At 72.2% G+C, this 16,254-nt stretch carries 9 protein-coding genes; 5 read left to right on the forward strand and 4 right to left on the reverse strand.

Annotated features, from left to right (window positions below; all coding sequences use genetic code 11):
- Nucleotides 1–181 precede the first annotated feature (181 nt).
- The gene (locus DI272_RS38390) at nucleotides 182–787 is read left to right on the forward strand and encodes a VOC family protein (RefSeq protein WP_309221688.1); all 606 of its coding nucleotides are present in this window, start codon (nucleotides 182–184) and stop codon (nucleotides 785–787) included.
- Between the two features lie 99 nt (nucleotides 788–886).
- On the opposite strand, the gene DI272_RS38395 is transcribed toward DI272_RS38390, so the two are convergent.
- Nucleotides 887–3,664: an AAA family ATPase gene (locus DI272_RS38395; protein WP_258314799.1), complete on the reverse strand. Its 2,778-nt coding sequence runs from the start codon at nucleotides 3,662–3,664 to the stop codon at nucleotides 887–889.
- A gap of 259 nt (nucleotides 3,665–3,923) precedes the next feature.
- Between DI272_RS38395 and DI272_RS38400 the strand changes: the two genes are divergently transcribed.
- Entirely contained in the window at nucleotides 3,924–4,949 is a 1,026-nt protein-coding gene (locus DI272_RS38400; protein ID WP_109501263.1) for an alcohol dehydrogenase, read from the forward strand.
- 102 nt (nucleotides 4,950–5,051) lie between these two features.
- On the opposite strand, the gene DI272_RS38405 is transcribed toward DI272_RS38400, so the two are convergent.
- Complete coding sequence (locus DI272_RS38405; protein ID WP_109499786.1) at nucleotides 5,052–5,522, reverse strand: SsgA family sporulation/cell division regulator; 471 nt, start codon at nucleotides 5,520–5,522, stop codon at nucleotides 5,052–5,054.
- A complete protein-coding gene (locus DI272_RS38410; protein WP_258314800.1) occupies nucleotides 5,519–5,818 on the reverse strand; it encodes a WhiB family transcriptional regulator in 300 nt (99 codons plus the stop codon). The genes DI272_RS38405 and DI272_RS38410 overlap by 4 nt, the downstream gene beginning before the upstream one ends.
- A gap of 226 nt (nucleotides 5,819–6,044) precedes the next feature.
- Between DI272_RS38410 and DI272_RS38415 the strand changes: the two genes are divergently transcribed.
- The 3 genes from DI272_RS38415 to DI272_RS38425 all read left to right on the forward strand — a co-directional run bounded on the left by DI272_RS38415 (nucleotide 6,045) and on the right by DI272_RS38425 (nucleotide 13,297).
- Nucleotides 6,045–8,837 (forward strand): AAA family ATPase, encoded by a 2,793-nt coding sequence (locus DI272_RS38415; RefSeq protein ID WP_258314801.1) that lies wholly within the window; start codon nucleotides 6,045–6,047, stop codon nucleotides 8,835–8,837.
- A gap of 601 nt (nucleotides 8,838–9,438) precedes the next feature.
- The gene (locus DI272_RS38420) at nucleotides 9,439–12,330 is read left to right on the forward strand and encodes a LuxR family transcriptional regulator (RefSeq protein WP_109499789.1); all 2,892 of its coding nucleotides are present in this window, start codon (nucleotides 9,439–9,441) and stop codon (nucleotides 12,328–12,330) included.
- Between the two features lie 199 nt (nucleotides 12,331–12,529).
- Nucleotides 12,530–13,297, forward strand: a complete 768-nt coding sequence (locus tag DI272_RS38425; protein WP_109499790.1) for an SDR family NAD(P)-dependent oxidoreductase — start codon at nucleotides 12,530–12,532, stop codon at nucleotides 13,295–13,297.
- An 86-nt stretch (nucleotides 13,298–13,383) separates the two neighbouring features.
- Here DI272_RS38425 and DI272_RS38430 read toward each other — a convergent pair whose 3' ends face one another.
- Nucleotides 13,384–16,191: an AAA family ATPase gene (locus DI272_RS38430; RefSeq protein WP_109499791.1), complete on the reverse strand. Its 2,808-nt coding sequence runs from the start codon at nucleotides 16,189–16,191 to the stop codon at nucleotides 13,384–13,386.
- Nucleotides 16,192–16,254: the final 63 nt, after the last annotated feature.

Raw genomic sequence — 16,254 nt, forward strand, 5'->3', positions numbered from 1 at the left:
CACGGTTTCGAGGGCCTCGTGCGCTGTCCGGCGTATCGGTGCGGCGTCCCAGGCCCTCCTCCGCCCGACCGGTGGGTGACGTGCCCAGGCCGAGCCCGTCGCACTGACAGCAGACACCAGGCCGCGCTCGTTTGCGTGGCGCCGGCATTCGGATACGCACACAGGATGGTGGGCCATGGACATGAAGCTCGAAGTCGTCGTGGTACCGGTCTCGGACGTGGACCGGGCCAGGGACTTCTACACCAGGCTGGGCTGGCGGCTCGACGCGGACCTCGCCACCGACGAGAAGTTCCGCGTGGTGCAGGTGACGCCGCCGGGCTCCCCGGCGTCGGTGATCTTCGGCAGCTCGGTCACCGATCAGGCACCGGGCTCCGCCCAGGGGCTGCATCTGATCGTGAGCGACATCAACGCCGCACACGACGAGCTCAAGCGCCTCGGCGCCGAACCGAGCGAGGTCTTCCACGACGAGGGCGGCGTCTTCCACCACGCCGGGACCGAGGCGCGCGTGCCGGGCCCGCACCCGCAGCGCAACAGCTACGGCTCGTTCCTGTCGTTCAGCGACCCGGACGGCAACGGCTGGGTCCTGCAGGAGATCACCACCCGGCTCCCGGGACGCCTGGACACCGAGGCCACGACCTTCTCCTCGGTCGGCGACCTGGCGGACGCCCTGCGCCGCGCCGCAGCCGCGGAGGGCGGCGCGGCAGGCACCGCGAACGACCAGGACTGGCCGGAGCGGTACGCGCGGTTCCTGGCCGGCGAACAGGCCGGCACCGAACTGCCCGCATAGGCACGCCGCGCCCCGGCCGGGTGCCGGCACCGGACCCCCGCGAGCGCGAGCCCCCCGCGTGCGCGCCGCAGCGGGGGCCCGGTGCTTCGACTATTTCAGTTACTTCAGTGTTGACTCGTACTCGCTGAGCGGCAGGGCGTCACGCAACTGCCGCCGCGAGGTGATCGACAGCTTGGCGAAGACCTTCCGCAGGTGCCACTCGACCGTGCGGGGGCTCAGGAACAGCCGGGCCGCGACCTCCGAGTTGGAGAAGCCGTCACGCGCGAGCACCGCGATCTGTCTCTCCTGTGGCGTCAGTTCGTCACTCGACGCCGCAGCGGTCTTGGCCCGGCGTACGGACTCACCCGAGGCGAGCAGCTCCCGGCGGGCCCGCTCGGCGAACGCCTCCATCCCGATGGAGACGAACATCTCGTACGCCGTGTGCAGTTGTTCCCGCGCCTCGGACCGGCGCCGCATGCGCCGCAGCCACTCCCCGTACAGCAGGTGCGCACGCGCCAGTTCGGGGCGCAACTGCGTCCTGGCGAACCGCTCGATGGCCTCGCGGTAGAGGTCGTCGGCGAGCTGGTCGTCGCTCAGCAGCGCCCGGGAGCGGGCGAGGATGCCCTGCGCCCAGTCGGTGTCGCACATTCCGGCCGCGTCCATCAGCCCCTGGAACGCGTCCTGGGCTGCCGTCTCCTGTCCGACGCGCACCGCCGCTTCGACGAGTTCGGGCAGCACCCACATCGCGACGAACACCTGGGCGATCCGCGTGCTGGCCTGCGCCGCCGGGAGCGCCTCCTCGTACCGGCCGAGGCCGTTGTAGAGGATCGCCGCGGCCCAGTGCGCGCAGGTGACCGCGTTCAACTGGCCGTCCGCGGTGGCCCATTCGATGGTGTCGTCGATCAGCTCCGACGCCTCGGCCGGCCTGCCCCGCACGGCCGCCAGGAGGAGCTTGGTGTGCTGCGCCATGGGCATGCCCGTCGCCGCGGAGACGGTCTCGGATTCGGCGACGATCTCGTCCGCTGTGCTGAGGTCGCCCGCCAGCACGGTGGAGATCCCCAGGGACGCGAGGTAGATGGGCAGTTCGGTGAGGGCGCCGGCGGCCCGTACCACCTCGACCGCTCTGGCGTAGGTCTCGTGCATGACCCGGTCGTCCCAGATCGCGCAGCTGACACCGCAGGTCGCCCAGCCCCAGGCCAGGAGCTCCTGCACGGGGTAGTCGACGAGCGCCTCCATCGCCCTGCGGAACGTGGAAAGCGCGGCTTTGTGGCCGTCGGTGACGAGGAGTGCGTAGCCCTCCAGCACGAGATCGAGGGTGCTCGGGCCGCCCTCCGGCGGGGGGAGCTCCCGGATCGCCCGGGAGACCGCCTTGAGGGTGTGCTCGTCCGAGGCGGCGAAGGTCGCGGTGGCCCAGGCCAGGAGGTAGGTCTCCCGGGCCATCTTCATGTCGAACTGCTCCAGGCGCTTGGCCGCCTTCAGCAGCATCGGCGGGGCCTGGTCGTTGAAGCCGGCCGCGAAGGTGATGTGGCTGCGCAGCAGATAGGCCCGTGCGCGCTGGAAGTCGTCCTGGGCGTCCTGCTCGACGATGCCGACGAGCTCCCGCGCGGCGTCCAGGTCGCCGGCCCGGAAGCTGGCGTTCGCCGCCGCCAGGGCGCGTTCGGCACGCTGCACGGTGTCCACGGTGAGGGCCGCCGATCGCCGCAGGAAGGCCGCGGCGGCGGCCGGCCCGCCGCGGGCCTGCGCGCGGTCGGCGGACCGTTCCAGTTCCGCGGCGACGGCCTCGTCGGGTGCGGCGGCCGCGGACGCCAGGTGCCAGGCGCGGCGGTCCGGGTCGGTCCCGGCGTCGGTGGCCTCCGCCAGCGCCTTGTGCACCGCGCGGCGGTCGTCCGCCTTCGCCGAGCGGTACACCGCCGAGCGCACCAGCGGATGACGGAAGATCACACGTGTGCCGAACGTCAGCAGCCCGTCCGTGCCGTTCACCAGGGCGGTCTCCGGCCTGGCACCGAGCTCGCTGGCGGCCTGCCAGACCAGGGCGGGATCTCCGGTCGGCTCCGCCGCGGCGACCAGCAGCAGCAGCCGGGTCTGCTCGGGCAGCTCGGCGATCCGGGCGAGGAAGCTCTCCTCGATGCGGGCCGGCAGCAGGTCGGCGTGGACCAGGCCGAAGCCGCCCGCCAGCTGAGTCACCGTCAACCTGCTGGGCAGCTCCAGCAGGGCCAGGGGATTACCCCTGGTTTCAGCCACGAACCGGTCACGGATGCGCTGGTCGAGCCGGACCCGTGTCACCGAGTCGAGCAGCGCGTGCGCGTCGGCTTCCTGCAACCCCTCGACCAGCAGGTCGGGCAGTCCCAGCAGCTCCTGCGGCCGTTCGCGGGCACCGAAGATCAAGCCGACCGACTCGGCCTGCGAACGGCGGGCGACGAAGCCGAGCACCTGCGCGGAGACCCGGTCCATCCACTGCGCGTCGTCGACGAAGCACAGCAGAGGGCGCTCCTGCGTGGCCTCCGACAGCAGGCTCAGGACTCCCAGTCCGACGAGAAAACGTTCCGGCGGCGGTCCCGCTCGCATTCCGAATACGGTTTCGAGTGCATCGCGCTGCGGGGCGGGCAGGTATTTCGTCCGGTCCAGCAGCGGCGAACAGAAATGATGCAGCGTGGCGAAAGGAAGCTCCATCTCGGATTCCACGCCGACCGTGCGCAGGACCTGCATATTCGTCGCCGACTGCTCCGCATATTCCAGCAGCGTCGACTTGCCCACCCCCGGCGGGCCGTGCACCACCAGCACATGACTCTCGCCGCCGCGCACATCCGCGATCACCTGGTCGAGACGGGCACATTCCGGTCCGCGTCCGAGCGGTCCGGTTCTTTCCCCGTTCCCCTGACCGTTTCCCGGATGCGTCACGGCCCCCCACCCCCATCGCAAGCGCATTCCACCTCGACACCGTACAACAGGGGCCGAGGCCCAGTGAATGGCTGGTTTTCGATGCCTTTTGCCAATATCGGCGCCAGACAGCGCGGACCTCTCCTCGTGTCCCGGCGGTCCCGAGCCTTTCCACATCAGCTCCGTGCAGGTCAAGTGGCCTTCGAAGTGCGCCCACGGACCACCGGTGCTGTGCTGTGCAGGCCAGAGAAACCTGCACGTCGACGGGAGAGGGATGCGGATGAGCGAGACCTACCGCGCTGCCCAGATCGCCACCGCCGGAGGAGCGTTCGAGATCGTCGAACGCGACGTGCCCCGGCCGGGCCCAGGGCATGTGCGGATATCCATGGATGCCTGCGGGATCTGCCACAGTGACGCAGGCATGGTGAACGGGATCTTCCCCGGCCTTAGCTTCCCGCTGGTCGCGGGCCACGAGATCGCGGGCCGCATCGACGAGATCGGCGAGGGCGTCGTCGGGAACTGGAACGTGGGGGACCGGGTCGCGGTGGGCTGGTTCGGCGGCAGCTGCGGCCACTGCGAACCGTGCCGGCAGGGCGACTTCATCGTCTGCGACAACCTGAAGGTGCCCGGCTGGGCCTACGACGGCGGGTACGCCGAGAGCGTCGTGGTGCCCGTGGATGCCCTGGCCCGGATTCCCGACGGGCTGTCGGCGACCGACGCGGCGCCACTGGCCTGCGCGGGTGTGACCATGTTCGACGGGTTGCGGCGCAGCCCCGCCCGCCCCGGCGATCTCGTGGCCATTCTCGGCATCGGCGGGCTGGGACACCTCGGCATCGCCTACGCGGTCGCCATGGGCTTCGAGACCGTGGCCATCGCCCGGGGTGAGGCGAAGGCGGACCTCGCCAAACACCTCGGCGCGCACCACTACGTCGACAGCACCGCCGCCACCCCCGTTGCCGAGGCGCTCCAGGCGCTCGGCGGTGCCAAGGTCGTCATGGCGACCGCGGCGAGCTCCGAGGCCATCACGGCCACCATCGACGGTATGACACCGCGCGGAGAGCTCGTCGCCATCGGCGCGACGTACGAACCGCTGGGCATCAATCCGCTGCAGTTGCTGCTGCGCGGCCGGGTCGTGCGAGGGCACCCGTCCGGCACGTCCAAGTCGGTGCAGGACACGATGGAGTTCAGCGCCCAGCACGGGATCACGCCGATGAACGAGGTCGTACCGCTGAGCGAGATCAACGAGGCGTACCAGAAGATGATGTCCGGTGCCGCACGGTTCCGGATGGTCGTCTCGCGTGAGTGAGGCCCGTGCGCCGGCGGCCTGGGACGGCCCCCGTCGCGCGGGCCGCCGCGCCTGCCGACGGGGACTCCGCCGGATCGCCGGCAGAACGTCGGCAGAACGCCGTCACTGCTCGTCGAGCAGCCTCGCCAGCACCAGGTCCCAGTCCATCCACTCGTGCTCCTTGCCCAGCGGGACCTCTTTCCAGGTCCGCTCCAGCCACGCGCGCACCGGCGGCACGGGGGCCTCCAGCAGGGCGACGGCGCCGAGGCCGCCGAGCTGGATGCGCATCCTCGGCTCGCCGTCGTCGTCGTTCGCGGACACACACAGGGGCCAGATACGTACGTCCCCGCGTCCCATGAGCGCGTGCATGCCTGCCGCGAGCAGGTTCCGGGCGAACACCCACTCCCGGATGCTGTCCGCGTGCTCGGGAAAGTCCAGGCGCGCCGCCAGCGGGTCGTTGCGGTCGTAGGTCAGACGGGCCGGGAGGGGGAGCTTCTCGCCGGAGCGCAGCACCAGTTCAAGGAGGAGCCGCTGTTCCACGAGTACGGTTTCGTGCTGCCGGGCGTTGTCGCCGGCGGGCGGCCAGGCGGTCATGACGGCTCCAAGAGGGCGATCGACTTGTCGTTGTTCGGGTCACGGCTGTGCCCGGGAGTGCGGTCGCTCTCGGTCAGGCCGCCCCACACGCCGTAGTCCTGCTGTGTCGCGAGGGCGAAGCGGCCGCACGGGACGCGGACCGGACAGGCGTCGCAGACGGCGCGGGCCCGCGCCTCACGCCGGTGCCTGGCTTCGCCGCGCTCGTAGGGCGGAGAGAAGAAGACGGAGAGGTCCATGCCCCGGCAGGCGGCCTCCTGCTGCCAGTCCCACAGGTCGGTCAGGGGCTTCACACGCATTTTCATGAGACCTCCGGTATGTGCGCTCAGTGGCCTGCGGCCGCCCCGCGAGCGGCGTCATGCAGCGAGCATGCGTCCGGCGGCGGTGTCCTCGAATCGGCCATATGACCGCATTGAGCCGGGGGACGGCTGCGGCAAGGACCCGCGCGGAACCCGGACGAGGCGTAGGCTTTTCGGATGTCCTCGAGCGGCCTTTCAGGGACCGCCGCGAAGCGGAGGAGATGCGTTGCGCGAGCGTGGGCCGGTCCACACCGAGGTGGCCGATGGCCTGGTAGGGCGGGAAGAAGCCCTCGGAGCCGTCGGGCAGTTCCTCCACGCGGCCTCGCAGACGGGGGGAACACAGCTCCTCATCGGTGACGCGGGCATCGGCAAGTCCGTGTTGCTCCACCGTGCCGCGGAGATGGCCCGGGCCGCCGGATCATCCGTCGTGCACAGCGCAGGTGTGGAGTTCGAGGCCGATGTCTCCTATTCGGGCCTCCACCAGATCCTGCTGCCTCTCGAAGGTGACTTCGACCTGCTGGACCCCGGACCGCGCAAGGCACTGGAGGTCGCGCTGGGGTTCGGCGTGGGCCCCCACCCGGAACGCGCGCAGGTGTCGGAGGCGGTGCTCGACCTGATCAGCCGGGCCGCCGCCCGCCGGCCGCTGCTGGTCATCGTGGACGATGTGCAGTGGCTCGACCGGGCCAGCGCCGGTGTGCTGAGCTTCGTGGCACGTGGGCTCGGGGGGACCCGGGCCGGGTTCCTGGCCGCTGCCCGCCTGGGGCTCGAGAGCCATTTCGAACAGGTCGGCCTGCCCCAGCGCGTGCTGGGGCCGCTCGACGACGAGGCCGCGGCAGTGCTGCTGCGTGCCCGGTTCCCGCAACTCACCCCCGGGGAACGCGCGCAGTTGGTGACGGAGGCGCAGGGCAACCCGCTGGCCTTGCTGGAGCTGGCCGACGACGTGGCGAGCGGTGCGCAGAGCGCCATGGCGCCCTCGGCGGTCGTCTCCCCCCTCCGCCGCCTCCAGACACTGTTCACGGCACGGCTCAACGGCCTTCCGGCCCCCACCGTCCGCCTCGTCCTGCGCGCGGCCCTGGACGCCACGGGCGACCCCCGCATCCTGCAGTCCACCGGACCGGGCTCACCTGGCCCCGGCGACCTGGCCCCGGCCGAGCAGGCCCGGCTGATCCGCGTCGACGAGGACGCCCGCCGTATCGTTTTTGCACATCCGCTGATCCGCTCGGCGGTGGTACGTCAGTCGACCAGCAGCGAGCGGCACACCGCCCACCGTGACCTCGCCGATCTCCTCGCCGACGAACCCGAGCGCAGGGCGTGGCACCTCGCCGAGGCGACGGTCGAGCCGGACGAGTACGTGGCCGGGCTCCTCGACGACGTCGCCCAGCGGGTCCTCAGACGCGGCGACGCCGGCGGAGCGGTCTCGGCACTGGTGCGGGCCGCCGAGCTGAGCCCCCTCGGCAGCGACCGGAGCCGCCGGCTCTCCGAGGCCGCGTACATCGGCGCGGACGTCACCGGCCGGCTGCGCGACACACCGCAGCTGCTGGCCGCCGCCCGCGCCGCCGACCCCGGGAGCGACGAGCCCTTGCACGCGGCAGTGGCCGCCGCGTACATCCTGCTCACCGGAGAAGGCGACATCGACACGGCCCACCGGCTGCTGGTCGGGGCCCTGAAGGCGTTCCCGACGAGGGGCGAGGCGCGCGAGCGGGTCGTGAACGAGGCATTCCGCTCGTTGCTGCTGGTGTGCTTCTTCGGCGGGCGCCCCACGCTGTGGGACGCCTTCCACGATTTCCTCGCGAGTTCCGAGGGCGACGGGCTCGTCGCCCTGTGCGGCGTCACTTTCTGCGACCCGGCCCGCACCGACCCGGACACGTTGAAACGGCTCGACAGCCTGATCGCCGACAACGACGAGGAACGGGACCCGACCCGGATCGTGTGGCTGTCGATCGCCAGTGTCTTCGTCGACCGGCTCTCGGGTCTGCGCCAGGGACTGTGGCGCACGGTTCGCGACGGACGCGAGGGGGGTGCCGTCGGCTCCGCCATCAACTCCATGCAGCTGCTGGGCATCGACGACTTCCTGACCGGCCGGTGGGACGAGTCGCAGCGGCTGATCGACGAGAGCGTCGACCTCTGCGACGACCTCGGGTACGAGATCATCGCGGTGCCGGGACGATGGGGCCAGGGTCTGCTCGCCGCCGCCCACGGCGACTTCACCCGCGCCGAGACACTGGCCGACGAGATCACCCGGTGGGGAGCCCCCCGGGGTGTCCGGGTCGCTCAGATCTACGCGTGGCAGATCCGGGCCCTGGTGGCGCTGGGACGGGGCGACTACGACGAGGCGTACCAGCAGGCCGCAGCCATCAGCCCGGCAGGCGAATTCGCCTTCCGTACCCCCATCGCGCTGTGGGTGTGCATGGACCTCGTCGAGGCGGCTGTGCGCAGCAACCGCCCCGCGGAGGCCGCGGCACACGTGGCTGCCATGCGCGACAACGACATCGCCGCCCTGTCGCCCCGGTTGGCGCTGCTGGCGACGGGTTCGGCGGCCATGGCCGCCTCCGACAGCACGGCCGCCGCGCTCTTCGAGGAGGCGCTCGCGCTGCCCGGTGCCGACCGCTGGCCCTTCGAACTGGCTCGTGTGCGGCTGGCCTACGGCGAGCATCTCCGGCGCGCCAGGGCTGTCACCGCCGCCCGTGAGCAGCTCAGCGCGGCGCGCGACGCCTTCCAGCGGCTGGGTGCCCGCCCCTGGGCTGCGCGGGCCGAGAGCGAACTGCTGGCCACCAGCCAGACCAGGTCACGCGTGGGGAAACAGGGACCGGACGCGCTCACGTCCAGGGAGCGCGAGATAGCGATGCTCGCGGCTTCCGGACTGAGCAACAAAAAGATCGGGGAGCGGCTGAACCTCTCCTCCCGGACCGTCGGCGCCCACCTGCGCCACGTCTTCCAGAAACTCGGCATAGCGTCCCGCGCCGCACTGCGCGACGCACTCGGCCCGGCCCCGTCCCCACCGCACAACCCGGCGGAATGATTCCGGTGCCGGCCGCCGTCGCACCGGGCGGCCGTGCGCTGACGAACCGGACCCGGGCCTGCCGCGCACACCTGCTCCGCGCATTTGCGATACAGGGCTGCCGGTTCGGCGTCCGAAAGGGCCGCCGGCATCACCTCGAGGCGCCCGCCGCCCGACGCCGCGGCGCCGGACCGTGGCCGCCCGCCGACGCGGGCCGTCGGCCGTCCGCCACAGACGACGTCGCCCTGATGCCGGCCCTCCAGCGCCGCATGCGCCCGCCACCGGCCATCTGACCCGGCCGACCGGGGCCCGCGCCCCATGCCGACCGGGGCCCGCGCCCCATGCCGACCGGGGGGCCCGCACCCCATGACCGCCAGGCCCGTCAACCCGCAGCCCCCCATGACCGCCAGCCCCGTCACTCCACGGCCCTCTCATGACCGAGACGGCGTTCCACGCCCTCACCACCCGCCCCGGAGATGCCCTCACCACCCGCCCCGAAGATGCCCTCCCGGCCCGCGCAGCCAGATGACCGATGTAACGGTTTCGGTCGGGAGACATCGTGTAAGGACGCCCCCGCCGGCTCAAGGCGGAGGAAGCGTCCGGCAACGTACGGGAGTACCCCATGCCACTCGGCTCTCTTGCGGAAACCGACAACGCGGCCCTCAGCCGCCTGTCCGACTCGCCCGCCGAGCTGTACGGACGACGACGCGAGTGCACGACGCTCGGCGCGCTGCTGGAGGAGGTACGCGGCGGACACAGCGCGGTTGTGGTGGTGCGCGGTGAGGCGGGCGTGGGCAAGACCACCCTCCTCGACCATGTGCTGCGCTCCGCGGCACAGGACCTGCCCGTCATCCGGGCCGCGGGCGTGCAGGCGGAGCGGGACGTCGGTTTCGCCGCCCTGCACCAGCTGTGCGGATCGCTGCTGGACCGGCTCGACCGTCTTCCGGACCCGGAGCGCCATGCGCTGGAGAGCGTCTTCGGGCTGCGGACCGGCCCGGTACCGGACCGCCTCCTGGTCGGGCTCGCCGTGCTGGACCTGCTGTCCTCGGTGGCCGGCGAGCGGCTGGTGTGCGTGGTCGACGACGCGCAGTGGATCGACCGGCCGTCGGCCCAGGCGCTCGCTTTCGCGGCTCGCCGCCTGCGCTCGGAGTCGATGCTCATGGTGTTCGTCACCCGCGAGCAGCGCATGGAGTTCCACGGCTTGCCGGAACTGGTGGTCGGCGGGCTGCGGGAGGCCGACGCGCGCAAGCTGCTGGAGAGTCTCGTGGACTGGCCGCTGGAGGCGCGGGTGCGCGATCGCTTCCTGGGTGAGGCACGCGGCAACCCGCTCGTCCTGCGGGACTGGGCACGGGAACTCACCGCCGAACTCGCCGGCGGCTACCAGGTGCCCGTGGTGGCACCGCCGTCGACCCGGCTCGAACTGGGCGTCCAGCGGCAGATGGCAGCTCTGCCGGAACAGACCCGGCGGCTGCTCGTGGTCGCCGCGGCCGACCCGACGGGCGACTCGGCCCTGGTGTGGCGCGCGGCCGCGCGGCTGGGCCTCATGCCCGACGCCGTCACGCCGGCCTGCGAGGCAGGTCTGCTCGCGCTCGGTGTGCAACTCCGCTTCCAGCAGACCGCGTTGCGGTCGGCCGTGTACCGGGCGGCGCCGCTGGCCACCCGACAGGAGGCACACCGGGCCCTGGCCGACGCGACCGATCAGGACAGCGCGCCCGACCGCCGGGCCTGGCACCGGGCCCTGGCGACCCCGGCACCCGACGACGCGGTAGCCGCGCACCTGGAACGCTCGGCCGACCAGGCACAGGAAGGCGGGAACCTGGTCGCGGCGGCAGCTCTCCTGGAACGTGCCGCCACCCTGACACCGGACCCGGTCCTGAGGGTCGAACGAGCCCTGGCAGCGGCCCAGGACAAGATCCTCACGGGCGCATACACCCCGGCACGGGGCCTGCTGGCGCTCGCCGAAGCCGGCGCCACGGGGCAGCCGCAGCGCGACCGCGCCTTCCAGCTGCGCGCCCGCCTGGCACACGTCTTCGAATGCGACGACAGCACACCCTCAATGCTCCTTGAGGCCGCACGGCGACTGGAGAAGAGCGCCACGGCCGTCGCCCGCCCGGCCTATCTGGAGGCGCTGACCGCCGCAATGTCCGCGGGCCGGCTCGCCGGTGAGGGCTGGTCGGCCGAAGAGGTGGCGCGGGCGGCACGCCGTGCGCCCGGGACAGCCGGACGGTCGGCTGCTGACCTGCTCCTGGACGGCTTCGCCGCACACTTCACCGAGGGGTACGCCGAGGGAGCCGACCGTCTGCGACCGGCCCTGGACGCCTTGGGCCCCGGCATGCCGCCACGGGAGGAGCTGCGCCGGTTGCGACCGGCCTGCATCGCCGCGCTGCACCTGTGGGACGACCGTGCCTGGGACGACCTGTCCCGGCGCCATGTCACGCTCGCCCGCGCCACGGGCGCGCTGGGCGAGCTGCGGCCTGCTCTCGGCATGCGCTCCCTGGTGCTGCTGCTCGCCGGCGAACTGGACGCGGTGGCGGCGGCTGAGCAGAGGCGGGCGGCGGCCGACCCGCAGGCCGATGGCTTCTCGTCGTACGGCGAACTGGGCCTGGCCGTGCTCCAGGCCAACGAGAGCCGGGCCCGGGAGCTGATCGGCGCGCTGGCCGAGCGGGCGGCAGCGGGCGGCCAGGGGACGACGATCACCTTCACCAAGTGGGCCCAGGCGGTGCTGTGCAACGGGATCGGCGCTTACGACCAGGCCCTGGCGGCGGCGGAGCACGGTGAGGCGTACTCGCAGGAAGTGGGCGTTTGCGCATGGCTGTCGGCCGAGTTGGTCGAAGCCGCCGTCCGGACCGGAGCGCCCGGACGCGCGAGCAGCGCGCTCACCCGCCTCTCCGAGACGGCTGTGGCCAGCGGCAGCGACTGGGCCGCGGGGATCGAGGCGCGCTCCAGGGCGCTGTTGAACGAGGGGGACGCGGCCGAGTGCCTGTACCGCGAGGCCGTCGAACGGCTGGGCCGTACCCGGGTACGGCTGGAGCTGGCCCGCGCCCATCTGCTGTACGGCGAGTGGCTGCGTCGGGAGGGGCGCCGTACCGACGCACGGGAGCAGCTGCGGACCGCACACGAGATGCTGTCCGCCATGGGAGTGCAAGGGTTCGCCGCGCGTGCCGGACGCGAACTGCTGGCCACCGGCGAGACGGTGCGCAAACGCACGGCCGACACGGCCAACCAACTCACCGCTCAGCAGGCGCAGATCGCCCGGCTGGCTTGTGACGGGCTGTCCAATCCGGAGATCAGCGTTCAGCTGTTCATCAGCCGACGCACGGTGGAATGGCACCTCAGCAAGATCTTCACCAAACTCGGCATCACCTCCCGCAAGCAGTTGCGTCTCGCCCTGCAGAGCACCACTCGGCCCGGTCGCCCTCATCGGCGCGCGTTCCGCCCCACCGCGCGTCCGCTGCCCGGGCCGGAGGGGCGGCAGTGTGCCGCGGAACTGCCCTCGACGGCCCGTCCGGCGTAACCCGCTCAGGGGCGAACCAGGGAATCTCCCTGGTTCGCTCACGCCCCGAACGGACCAGGGTGGGTGGGGCGGTTGCAGCGGGCGTGAGCCAGGGGTACCGGGGCATAAGCCTACGGTCGGCACACCGGCGAGCGTCCCGTCCCAGGCGGCGAGGGCACCCGAGGACGTGGCAGAACCTGAATTGAGGGAGTCGGACAGCATGGCGGAGAAGGCGTTGTACGGAGCCGTCGCGCTCGTGACGGGCGCCAGCAGCGGCATCGGCGCCGCGACCGCGCGTCGGCTCGCCCAGGACGGTGCCTCGGTCGCCCTGCTCGCGCGCCGCCGCGAGCGCTTGCTCCAGGTGGCGGACGACATCGTGGGGATCGGTGGTGAAGCCCATGTCATCAAGGCGGACATCACCGAGCCGGGGGGCGCGTCCGCGGCCGTCCAGGACACCCTGGACCGGTTCGGGCGTCTGGACATCCTGGTCAACAACGCCGGAGTCATGCTGCTCGGCACCGCGTTGCACACCAGGATCGAGGAGTGGGACCGGATGGTCGCGCTCAATGTGGCGGGCCTGCTGCACATGACGCACGCCGCCGTGCCGTATCTGATCGACGCGGCGGCGACGTCCCCGAGGGAGGTCGCCGACATCGTCAACATCGGCTCGACCGCCGCGCGGACCGCCCGGCCGGGCAACAGCGTGTACAGCCTGACCAAAGCCGGTCTGAGCAGCTTCACCGAGTCCCTCCGGCAGGAGCTCCTCACCGAGCAGGTGCGGGTCAGTCTCGTCGAGCCGGGCACGGTGGCCACCGAGCTCATGGACCAGCTGAGCGAGGCAGCCGGCGATGTCGCGTGCTGGCAGATGGACGGCACCGAGCCGCTGCGGGCCCACGACGTCGCGGACGCCATCGGCTACATCGTGACGCGTGAGCGGCGGGTGGCGGTCAACGAGCTGCTGCTCCGCAGCGGCGCACATAACTGGTAGCCGCGTCCGCGCGGATGCCGCGCGTCCCCAGGAGCGCCGGCGACGTCGTCCGTCCCTGCCGGGGGTCTGCCGTTCGCGCGCTCCGGTCAGCTCTCGGTCGCGAACCGTCCCCTGAAGGACGGCAGCGTGGTGAGGGCCGCGCCGAGGGTGACCCGGGAAGAGACGCCGAGTTTTGGATAGATCCGGTACAAGTGGGCTGCCACGGTCCGGTGGGAGAGGAAGAGCTTCTCCCCGATCTGCTTGTTGGTCAGGCCCGAGGCGGCGAGCGTGGCGATCCGGTGCTCCTGCGCGGTGAGGGCGTCGGCCTGCGATCCCCGGCTCGCCCAGGCGGTGGTGTGACCGATCGCCCGCAGCCCCTCCGCCGCCCGTGAGGCCCACGGAGCGGCCCCCAGATGACGGAACGTGTCCAGGGCCCGCTCCAGATGCACCCTGGACTCCTTCGCCACCCGGACGCGACGCAGGTGCTCGCCGTAGGCGAGGTGGACGCGGGCCAGGTCGAAGGGCCAGCGCTCGGCGTCCGCAACGGCCAGAGCCTCCTCGAAGTACGCGCCCGCCCGCTCCTCACCGACGGTCAGGGCCGTCGACGCGGCCGTGATCAGCGCCAGGCGGGGGGAGATGCCGGGCAGGTTCGTCGCACGCATCGCGGCCACATGGGAACGCGCTTCGGCCAGCCGTCCGGTGCGGACGGCGGCCTCCACGAGATCCATGGCGACCAGGAGCGCCAGAGGGGTGTGCGGCGCCAGCACACCCGCCGGGCTGATCGACGAACCGGCGCGGTAGGCGTCCTCGTAGTCCCCGCGGCCCAGTGCGGACAGGCCCAGGGCGTACTGCGCGAGGTGCTCGATGGCGTGCGCACCGCGCGGACTGGCCCACTGGATGGTGTCACCGGCCAGTCGCTGTGCCCGGGAGGCATCGCCCCGGACCCCCGCCAGCAGGCCCGTCATGGTGCCGAACTGATGGCCGGAGAACGCGTAGCCGTGCGCCTCGGCCATCGCCATGCCCTCCGCGGCCAGGCGACCGGCCTCGTCCCACTGACCGGTGAGGAAGTCGTCCAGACACAGCACCATCAGCGCCACCAGGGCGGAGGCGACCGCCCCGCCTCCGCGCCCGTCGTCGACGACCCGCCACAGGGCGGCACGGCAACCGGTCGCCCGGTCGACCAACAACGCCGCCGCCGAGATCCGCTCGATCCACACAGGGTTGGACTCGTGGTGCAGGTCGTAGATCTCCGCGTCGAGCCGGCGCAGGCTGTCCGCGGTGGCGCGTGCCGGGTCGGCGTACACCTCGACCAGCAGCTTCATCCGTGGCGGCAGCGGCACCGGCATCTGCTCGACGGCCGTGTCGAACGCCTCCCACAGCTCCGGCCGGCCGGCGCACACACAGGTCCTGTGCAGGGTGCGTACGGCCTCGAAGAGCGTGGGGTCGTCGTCGGCGTGACCGGCGTAGCTCGTCAGCGCACGGATCAGCAGGCGGTGCGCGGCGGCGACGTCGCCGTCGCGGTTCAGCAGCACGTGCGAGGCCGCGACGGCGGCCGGCAGCGATCCGCGCAGCTCCGGGTCGGCGCGGCGGGCCTCCACGAGCAGCTGCGCGGACGCGCGGAGTTCACCGGCGACCTCCGAACCCACACAGGCCGCCTCAGCCAGGCGCCTGCCGCGGTCGGCGGGTTCGGGGCTCAGATCGGCGGCTCGCACCAGGGCGTTGAACGAGCCGACGGCGTCACCGCGGCGGCGTATCCGCAGGGCGGACTGCTCCAGCAGGTCCGCCACCTCCTCGTCGCGGTCGGGTGCCGCCTCGGCGAGGTGCCAGGCCCGGCGGTCGGGTTGATCGGTCAGCGCACCGGCCAGCGCCCGATGCGCCTCGGCCCGCCGGCCTCTGGTCGCTCCCGAAACGATCGTCGCCCGCACCAGTGGGTGCCGGAAGACCAGACGCCCCAGGCCGCCGTCCTCGATGTGGACCACTTGGGCCAGTTCCGCCGGTGCGAGGACGCGGAGCACATCCTGCTCCGGGGTGGCGGCCCGCAGCACCGGCAGGTTCCCGCCGCCCTCCAGCGCGGCCAGGAGCAGCAGCCAGCGGGTGGGTTCGGGCAGCTGTGCGATCTGGGAGGCGTACAGGTCCTGCAGGCGGCGGCTGAGCGGCAGTACCTCGGAGCGGCCGCCTGCGCCGTCGCGTTGCGAGGCGGTCAGTGAGCTCGGCAGTTCCAGCAGGGCCAGGGGGTTGCCCTGGGCCTGCGCCAGAACCCGCTGCATGTCCCGGGCGCCCAGCGCCGGGAACCGGCTGTCGACCAGGACGGATGCCGCTTCCTCGGCCAGGGGGCGGACCGGGAGCTGAGGGAAGTCCGCCCACATGGCAACGCTGTCATGACCGGGTCGTGAGCCGCCGAGGAAGCCCACCCGGCTCCCGCCGAGCCTGCGCGCGACGAAGGTCAGCGCCTCCGCGCTGGCCCGGTCCACCCACTGCAGATCGTCCACGATGAGCAGCACCGGGCGGTCGCGCGCGGCCAGGCGCAGGAGTGCGAGAGCCGCACCGTAGACCGTCAGACGGTTCAGCACGGCGCCCTCGCTGAATCCCAGGGCCACCAGCAGCGCATCGCGGTGCGGCGGGATGAGGGCATCGACCTCATGGCGCAGCGGTTCGAACACGCGTGCGAGACCTGCGAAGCTGAGATCCGTGAGGTACTCGACGCCGTCGAAGCGCAGCACGAGCGCCCCGGCCGCCGAAGCGGCCTCCGCCGCGACCCCCAGAAGGACGGACTTGCCCACGCCGGGCTCACCCGAGACCAGTAGCGCCCCGCCGCCATCGACCGCCTTACCCACGAACGACCGCAGCAGCCTCACTTCCTCTTCGCGTCCTACCAGTCCCTCAGCGGGACTGCGCGACACCTGGCCCTGTTTCACCGTCCACTCCTCTCCCCGCTACCGACCAGATGAACGCACACCCACCGCCATGCGACTCGCGTC

It is taken from the genome of Streptomyces sp. Act143, assembly GCF_003143935.1.
Taxonomy (GTDB): domain Bacteria; phylum Actinomycetota; class Actinomycetes; order Streptomycetales; family Streptomycetaceae; genus Streptomyces.

Coding starts and splice junctions, on each gene's coding strand:
- DI272_RS38390 (WP_309221688.1), top strand. CDS start 182: ATGAAGCTCGAAGTCGTCGTGGTACCGGTCTCGGACGTGGACCGGGCC.
- DI272_RS38400 (WP_109501263.1), top strand. CDS start 3,924: ATGAGCGAGACCTACCGCGCTGCCCAGATCGCCACCGCCGGAGGAGCG.
- DI272_RS38405 (WP_109499786.1), bottom strand. CDS start 5,522: ATGACCGCCTGGCCGCCCGCCGGCGACAACGCCCGGCAGCACGAAACC.
- DI272_RS38410 (WP_258314800.1), bottom strand. CDS start 5,818: ATGCGTGTGAAGCCCCTGACCGACCTGTGGGACTGGCAGCAGGAGGCC.
- DI272_RS38420 (WP_109499789.1), top strand. CDS start 9,439: ATGCCACTCGGCTCTCTTGCGGAAACCGACAACGCGGCCCTCAGCCGC.
- DI272_RS38425 (WP_109499790.1), top strand. CDS start 12,530: ATGGCGGAGAAGGCGTTGTACGGAGCCGTCGCGCTCGTGACGGGCGCC.